Source organism: Allobosea sp. CER48 (assembly GCF_044752385.1).
Taxonomy (GTDB): domain Bacteria; phylum Pseudomonadota; class Alphaproteobacteria; order Rhizobiales; family Beijerinckiaceae; genus Allobosea.
Genome location: NZ_JBIWYK010000116.1, coordinates 1 through 7,805, shown reverse-complemented (window position 1 = coordinate 7,805; position 7,805 = coordinate 1). Strand labels below are relative to the sequence as shown.

8 protein-coding genes are annotated in these 7,805 nt (G+C 67.4%); 2 read left to right on the top strand and 6 right to left on the bottom strand.

The features are described 5' to 3' along the window. A partial coding sequence (locus ACIPIA_RS06660; protein WP_400507859.1) for a DUF1236 domain-containing protein occupies positions 1–230 on the top strand: 230 nt, incomplete at its 5' end. 50 nt (positions 231–280) lie between these two features. Here ACIPIA_RS06660 and upp read toward each other — a convergent pair. From upp to ACIPIA_RS06630, 6 genes are all read right to left on the bottom strand, one after another. After that, positions 281–922 (bottom strand): uracil phosphoribosyltransferase, encoded by a 642-nt coding sequence (gene upp / locus ACIPIA_RS06655; protein WP_400507857.1) that lies wholly within the window; start codon positions 920–922, stop codon positions 281–283. 92 nt (positions 923–1,014) lie between these two features. After that, positions 1,015–2,232: a URC4/urg3 family protein gene (locus ACIPIA_RS06650; RefSeq protein WP_400507855.1), complete on the bottom strand. Its 1,218-nt coding sequence runs from the start codon at positions 2,230–2,232 to the stop codon at positions 1,015–1,017. Between the two features lie 31 nt (positions 2,233–2,263). Continuing rightward, positions 2,264–3,526, bottom strand: coding sequence for a GTP cyclohydrolase II (locus ACIPIA_RS06645; protein ID WP_400507853.1), 1,263 nt, complete (start codon positions 3,524–3,526; stop codon positions 2,264–2,266). 102 nt (positions 3,527–3,628) lie between these two features. Further along, on the bottom strand, positions 3,629–3,790 hold the full coding sequence (locus ACIPIA_RS06640) for a Thivi_2564 family membrane protein (RefSeq protein ID WP_176168593.1): 162 nt from the start codon (positions 3,788–3,790) through the stop codon (positions 3,629–3,631). A 336-nt stretch (positions 3,791–4,126) separates the two neighbouring features. Next, complete coding sequence (gene glyS, locus ACIPIA_RS06635) at positions 4,127–6,265, bottom strand: glycine--tRNA ligase subunit beta (protein ID WP_400507851.1); 2,139 nt, start codon at positions 6,263–6,265, stop codon at positions 4,127–4,129. Continuing rightward, positions 6,265–7,182 (bottom strand): glycine--tRNA ligase subunit alpha, encoded by a 918-nt coding sequence (locus tag ACIPIA_RS06630; RefSeq protein ID WP_400507861.1) that lies wholly within the window; start codon positions 7,180–7,182, stop codon positions 6,265–6,267. The genes glyS and ACIPIA_RS06630 overlap by 1 nt, the downstream gene beginning before the upstream one ends. A 256-nt stretch (positions 7,183–7,438) precedes the next feature. On the opposite strand from ACIPIA_RS06630, the gene ACIPIA_RS06625 reads away from it, so the two are divergent. Continuing rightward, positions 7,439–7,708: a hypothetical protein gene (locus ACIPIA_RS06625; protein WP_400507848.1), complete on the top strand. Its 270-nt coding sequence runs from the start codon at positions 7,439–7,441 to the stop codon at positions 7,706–7,708. Positions 7,709–7,805: the final 97 nt, after the last annotated feature.

The window sequence follows — 7,805 nt, the reverse complement described above, 5'->3', positions numbered from 1 at the left end:
CGATGATCAACGACAATGCCGGCTTCCGGGGTTACGTGACGGCCCAGCACATGCGCTCGTATCGCTATGCGGAGCCGGTCGAGGTCGGCACCGTGCTGCCCTCGCGCGGGCTGGTCTATCGCGACGTCCCGATGGAATACGGCGCCCCCGGCTACCGCTACACCATCGTCAACGACGAACCGGTGATCGTCGAGCCGCGCACGCGCAGGGTCGTCGAAATCATCGAATGACACCAGTTATGGGAAGGCCCGCGCCATGGCGGTGCGGGCCTTTCGCGCGTTCAGCGCGTGCCGAACATGCGGTCGCCGGCGTCGCCAAGGCCCGGCACGATATAGCCGTGGTCGTTGAGGCGCTCGTCGATCGCCGCCGTCCAGATCCGGACGTCGGGATGCGCGCCGCGCAGACGGGCCACTCCCTCCGGTGAAGCCAGCAGGCAGACAAAGCGCAGGTCCCTGGCGCCGCGCTCTTTCAGGCGCTCGACCGCAGCCACCGCCGAGTTCGCCGTCGCCAGCATAGGGTCCATCACCACGATCATGCGGTCGGCGATGTCGGACGGCGCCTTGAAGTAGTATTCGACCGCCTGGAGCGTATCGGGATCGCGGTAGAGGCCGATATGGGCGACGCGGGCGGCCGGAACCAGTTCCAGCATGCCGTCGAGGAAGCCGACGCCCGCCCGCAGGATCGGCGCGAAGACCAGCTTCTTGCCGGAGATCACCGGCTGCATCGACTTCTGAAGCGGCGTCTCGATTTCGATCAGCTCCGTCGGCAGATCGCGCGTCACCTCGTAGCACAGCAGCATGCCGATCTCGTTGAGAAGCTGGCGGAAGCTCTTGGTCGAGCGGTCCTTCTCGCGCATCAGCGTGAGCTTGTGCTGGACCAGCGGGTGATCGACGACGGTGACGCCGTCCTGGCTCGAAGTCATGCGCCGGTTACCCCTCTTGCTCTCGAAACCCTGATGTCATGTCGTCCCGGGAAGCAGCTGCTGCCCGGCTGACGAACGACCAATCTCGGCCGTCAAAATACCGTGCCGTCGCTTACGATGGTCAAGGGCGGGCCGCCATCCACACGCTTTTCACGCGCGATGCGCCGGCCGGCGGCCCAGCTACCGCCTTCGAGCACTTTGGCGAGCGGCAGGTCATCGCGCGAACGGCCGAGACGCTTCCGGATCCAGGCGCCGATCTCATCCAGCAACGCCACCGTCAGCGCCCGCCATTCGACGACGAGCGGCGACGAGACTTCATGTGCCCTACCGCGATCAGCCTCGTCCTTCAGCGCGATCACGCCGCCATCGAGCAGGAGGCCGCCATTGCGGTATTCGGGCAAGCCGGTGAGATCGTCGATATCGGCAACCTCGATGCCGGCCCATTGCAGCGGCTCGATCAGCGAATAGGTCAGCCATTGCGAGAGCTTGTGGAAGGGCACCAGCCCTTCGGTCGGCTTGCCCGGAGCGATCAGCGGATGGCGCCAGGTATCGCCGAGCGCCACCCCCGCCAGCGTAAGGCGCGACGGCCAGATGCCCCCGAAGGTCGCGAGCACCTCGCCGAGCATCTCGGGAGCCCGCAGCGGGCCGCTCCCGGCAGCCGCCGCGAAGCGGTCGAAGAGCTCCCCGGGGCGCGAGAGGCCCTGCCGCTCCAGCTCCTCGCCAAGGCGGTTGAGCAATGCCGCCCGTCCTTCCAGCGCCAGCAGTGGATTGCCCGGCCCGGCCTGGAAGCCGCGCGCCAGCGCCGCCGCGTCGAGGCGCTTCAGGCCCACCGCATCCGCCTGCAGGGGAACGGCGGGATCGCTGGAGAACAGGCCGGCGGCGAACATGTCGAGCGACGCGAGCGCCAGCCCCTCCGAGCGCCCGATCTCGCGGCCGGTCGCGGCATCGCGATAGCGCCAGTCCGGCCCGGCGCCCGCATCGAGCAGCACGCTGACGATGGCAAGATCATAGGCGGCGCGGCCGCGAGCGGCAGGATCGGCGAAACTGGCCGCCCGGTCGAGCTTCTGCCAGCGATCCTCGCCGTCGAGCACGAAATGGCGCCAGCGCGCGTGGAACGGGATGTCCAGCGTCGGGTAATTCGCGCGGATGGTCTCCAGCACATAGTCGGCACAGGCTTCCAGCCGCTCCGGATGGACGCTGAAATGCAGCAGCCGGCCGGAGAGCCCGAGATCGAGCATCTCCCGCGCACGCTCCCGCACGGCAGCAGGTTTCAACAGGGCGCGGAACGCCTCGGAATCGCGGTCGGGCATCGTCAGCTCGGGTCGGCGGGGTTAGGCTCAATCAGAACTTGTCGAGGTCGCGGCCGACGGTGGCCTTGAGCGCATTGTCGCCGGGCGAGCCGTCCGGCGAGTAGTAGCCGGCGGCCTTCTTGGCCTCGATCTCGACGGAGGCGTCGGGCGGGATGAGCTCGGGCGGGATGGCGACGCGCTCGCCGATGGTGATGCCGCTCTCGACCATGGCGTCGTACTTCATGTTCGACATCGACATCAGCCGGTCGATATGGGTGACGCCGAGCCAGTGCAGCACATCGGGCATGAGCTGCTGGAAGCGCGCATCCTGGACCCCTGCGACGCATTCGGTGCGCTCGAAATAGGTTGCGGCGGAATCGCCGCCTTCCTGGCGCTTGCGGGCGTTGTAGACGAGGAACTTCGTCACCTCGCCGAGCGCCCGGCCCTCCTTGCGGTTGTAGACGATCAGGCCGACACCGCCGCTCTGCGCCTCCCGCACGCATTCCTCGATACCGTGGATCAGATAGGGCCGGCAGGTGCAGATGTCGGAGCCGAAGACGTCCGAGCCGTTGCACTCGTCATGGACACGGCAGGCGATGCGCTTCTTCGGATCGGCCAGGGCCGAGACCTCGCCCATGACATAAGCCGTGATCGAGCCGATCGGCGGCAGGAAGACCTTGAGATCAGGCCGCGTCACCAGCTCGGGATACATGCCGCCAGTCTGCTCGAATAGCGTGCGACGCAGCTCGTTCTCCGTCGTGCCGAAGCGCTCGGCGATCCCCGGCAGGTACCAGACGGGGTCGACCGCGACCTTGGTGACGGAGATGTCGCCGGAAGGGTGCAGGATATGGCCGTCGGCAGCGAGCCGATGTGCGCCCATGGCGGCAAGGATCTCGGGCAGGTTGAGCCTGGCCTTGGTGATCGCGATCGAGGGGCGGATGTCGACGCCCTCGCCGATCAGCTTGGCGAAATCCTGCGCGACCGTGTGGCCGAAAGGATCGAGCGAGACGATCTTCTTCGGATCGGCCCATTGCGGCTGCGGCGCGATCTCCGCCGTTGGATGGGTGTTGGTCAGGTCCGGGCGCTGCGACGGGTTCATCGCGCGGGCGGAGATCGCGAGTGCGCGATAGACCGAATAGGAGCCGCCATGGGCGCCGATGACGTTGCGGTCTGCCGGGTTCGTCGTCGAGGCGATGATCGGGCCGCGCTCGGCGGCCGCCGGGGCGCCCCATCGGATCGGGAAGCGCGCGGCCGCCCCGCCCGGCTCGGGATGGGAGGTCAGCCTGATATGGCCCGTGCGGTTCGGCGCATTCATCGCGGTCTCGCCCTGAAACGAGAAGGGCCCCGAGACGGCTAGCGTCCGGGGCCCTCTGGACCTTGCGAAGTCTGAACCAGCCCGAAGGCGCCGTCAATCGCCTTAGAAAACAGCGAGATAGCGCAGCAGCGAGATGATGCCGATGACGATGACGATGATCTGCACGACGTTCTTGATCTGCCCGTCGAGCGGCAGCATGCGCACGAGATAGAGCACGAGGCCGATGACGAGAACGGTGATCAGCAGGGAAATCAGAATACCCATGGCTTGCAGCCCTTTATCTCGGCCGGTAGCCGGCCCCCCGGAGCCCTGCCGCGACGCATTCGCGGCCTGTCAGCCCCGGCGAAGGAACGTCGCAGGGTGGGAATAGGTTCCGGGGGCGGGCTTTGCCGGCGAAGGGGCGCGCTTTTGGATGAACGCGGAGCCGCAAACAGAAAACCCCTCTCCCGGATGGGAGAGGGGTAGGGGTGAGGGAAGGTCGGAAAACCAGTCTGGCGTGAAGCCAACCGCAGCAGCAGAGAGAACAGAGCAAGGGCGATCGGCGGCAGGCCCTCACACCCGCCCCTCTCACGCCCGGGAGAGGGGTTCCCCGCGCCCTGCTTATCCCGCGATGCGGTCGAAATCCGCGACCGCGCGCGTCGCCTGGCGGAGCTGGTTGAGCAGCTTCAGGCGGTTGGCCCGTAGCGCCGAATCGGGATCGTTGACCGTGACCTTGTCGAAGAAGGCATCGACCGCCGGGCGGATTTCCGCGAGCGCGGCCATCGCCCCCTCGTAATCCTCGGCGGCGACGGCGGCCTCGGCCTTCGGCGTCGCCTGCGCGAGAGCGACGGCCAGCGCCTTCTCCTCGATCAGGCCGGCATCGGCGATGAGGTGCAGGTCCGGCGAGCCCGCAAAGGCGCCCTCCCCGTCCTTCTTCTCCTCGGCCTTCAGGATGTTGGCGGCGCGCTTGTAGCCCGCCAGCAGGTTCCTGCCGTCCTCGGTGTCGAGGAAGCGGCCCAGCGCGGAGACGCGGCGCGTGATGAGGAGGAGGTCATCGTTGGCCGAAGCGCCCTCGCCAAGCACGGCGTCGACGAGATCGTGCCGCGCGCCCTGGTCGCGAAGCATGACCTTGAGGCGGTCGTGGAAGAAGGAAAGGAGGTCGGCATCCTTGACGACCTGCAACAGCGCCAGCCGCGCACCATTCTCGACCACGAGCCGAATCACACCCAGCGCCGCGCGGCGCAGCGCATAAGGATCCTTGCTGCCGGTCGGCTTCTCGTCGATGGCCCAGAAGCCGACGAGCGTGTCGAGCTTGTCGGCCAGCGCCACCGCCACCGAAACCGGATCGTTCGGCACGCGATCCGAAGGCCCAAGCGGCTTGTAATGCTCCTCGACCGCCGCTGCGACGGAAGCATCCTCGCCCTGCAGCTCGGCATATTTCCGGCCCATCAGGCCCTGCAGTTCCGGGAACTCGCCGACCATCTCGGTCGGCAGATCGGCCTTGGCGAGCTTGGCGGCGCGCTCGGCCTTTTCGGGATCGGCTCCGACGATCGGGGCCAGCTCCCTGGCCAGCGCGGCGATGCGCTGGACGCGCTCGCCTTGCGTGCCGAGCTTGGCGTGGAAGACGACGCCGAGCTTGTCGAGCTTGGCCATGCGCTGGTCGAGCGGCTTGGCCAGATCGAGCCCGAGTTTTTCGGCGCTCTCCTTGAAGGTATCGAGATCAGGCAGCGAGCCGCGATCGGTCTGCCAGAAATAGGCGGCGTCCGAGAGGCGGGCGCGCACGACGCGGCCATTGCCGGCGGTGATCGCCACGCCGCCATCGCTGGCGACGAGGTTCGAGACCAGGATGAAGCGGCTGGCGATGTTCCCGGTCGCGGGGTCGCGCAGCACGAAGCACTTCTGGTTGGCGCGGATGGTGGCGCGGATGGCCTCGCCGGGGATGTCGAGGAAGCGCTCCTCGAAGGAACCCATCAGCACGACCGGCCATTCGACGAGGCCGGCGACTTCCTCCAGCAGCCCCTCGTCCTCGACGAGGTCGAGCCCCTGCGCGAAGGCGAGATTGCGGGCGTCGGCGAGGATGATCTCCTTGCGGCGGTCGGCATCGAGCACGACCTTCGCCTTCTCGAGCGAGGCGATGTAGTCGTCGAGGCGCTTCACCGTGATCGGGCCGGGCGCATGGAAGCGGTGGCCGTAGGTGACGTTGCCGGAGACGATGCCGTCGACATCGAAGGGCACCACCTCCGGATCCTCGGTCTCGGCGCCGAAGGTGCAGAGGATCGAGTGCAGCGGGCGCACCCAGCGCAAGCTCGCGCCGGCGGCCGAGGCCTTGCCCCAGCGCATCGATTTCGGCCAGGGGAAGGCCCGGATCACGGCAGGCACGATCTCGGCGATGGCCGCAATCGTCTCCTGGCCGGGCTTCTCGATGATGGCGACATAGGAATCGCCCTTCTTCGGGTCGCTGACGATGGTCGCCTGATCGAGCGAGGTAAGGCCAGCGGCCTTGAGGAAGCCCTGCACGGCGGCATCGGGGGCGCCGACGCGCGGGCCCTTGCGCTCCTCGCGCACGTCGCGGCCGCGCACCGGCAGGCCGGCGACGTGCAGCGCGAGCCGGCGCGGCGTCACGAAAGCCTTCGCACCCTCATAGACGAGGCCACGCTCGACCAGCGCGTCGGTGACGAGCTTCCTGAGGTCCTCGCCGGCCTTGCGCTGCATGCGCGCCGGGATTTCCTCGGAGAACAATTCAAGGAGAAGATCAGGCATCAGTTCGCTCCCCCGCCGGCGGTCTTCAGCCAGGCCGCGCCGCAGGCCTTGGCGAGCTCACGCACGCGCAGGATGTAGCTCTGCCGCTCGGTGACCGAAATCACGCCGCGCGCATCGAGCAGGTTGAAGATGTGGCTGGCCTTGATGCACTGGTCATAGGCAGGCAGGGCGAGCTCGTGACGGGCCTGGTTGGCGCCGGCAGCCGGCTCGCCCGCGGCGAGCAGCGCCTTGCACTCGGCTTCCGCATCCGAGAAGTGCCGGAACAGCATCTCGGTATTGGCATGCTCGAAATTGTGCCGCGAAAATTCCTGCTCGGCCTGCAGGAAGACGTCGCCATAGGAGATGCGGTCCTCGCCATCGAGGCCGTTGAAGTTGAGGTCGTAGACGTTCTCGACGCCCTGGACATACATCGCCAGGCGTTCGAGGCCATAGGTCAGCTCGCCCGCGACCGGCGCGCATTCGACGCCCGCCACCTGCTGGAAATAGGTGAACTGGCTGACTTCCATGCCGTCGCACCAGCACTCCCAGCCGAGGCCCCAGGCGCCGAGGGTCGGGCTCTCCCAGTCGTCCTCGACGAAGCGTACGTCGTGGAGGCCGAGATCGACGCCGATGGCGCGCAGCGAGTCGAGATAGAGCTGCTGCAGGTCGGGCGGCGACGGCTTCAGGATGACCTGGAACTGGTAGTAGTGCTGCAGGCGGTTGGGATTCTCGCCATAGCGCCCGTCCTTGGGCCGGCGCGAGGGCTGGACATAGGCGGCCTTCCAGGGCTTCGGCCCGAGCGCGCGCAGCGTCGTCGCCGGATGGAAGGTGCCGGCGCCGACCTCCATGTCGTAAGGCTGCAGCACCACGCAACCTCGCTCGGCCCAGAAGCGCTGCAAGGTCAGCAGCAGCCCCTGGAAGGAGCGCGTCGGGTCCATCGCCGGGGACGAGGCCGGTATGGTGGAGTGCGAGAGTGGCGCGGGGGCGGACAAGTGCCTGCAACCTTCCGATAACAGAGGAATGGCGGGGTGATTAGGGTTCGGGCCGATTATGGTCAAGCTTCGGCCGGAACCGGAAGCCGACAGATTTCGTTCATAACCGGTCTGCTAACCACGAGACGACCGTATGATCAGCAATGTTCGGGGCGAGCATGTGATGGCTGACCAGCGGCTGGCTTAACGAAGGAGTACGCCCATGTTGACAACCCGCATCATTGCCGCCGCCTTCGGCGCAGCAACCTTGCTCGGTGCCGCCATGAGCAGCGCCCCCGCCTCGGCAGCGCCGGTCTCGGCCGGCACGACGCTGGGTTCCACCGCGGATACCGGGCTTGTCCAGCAGGCCTGGCATCGCGGCCGCCCACATTACGGCCCGGGCCGTCCGCATGTCCGCCGCTGCTGGACCGAGACGCGCCGTGTCTGGAACGGCCGCCGCTGGATCGTGCGCCAGCATCGCATCTGCCGCTGAGGCGGAGCCATCCTTCGTAGATGAAGGCAAGCTGAACGGCGCGGTTTCGCGCCGTTCAGCCAAAGGGGCTTAGGTTCCCGGCAGGGACGACAAGCCA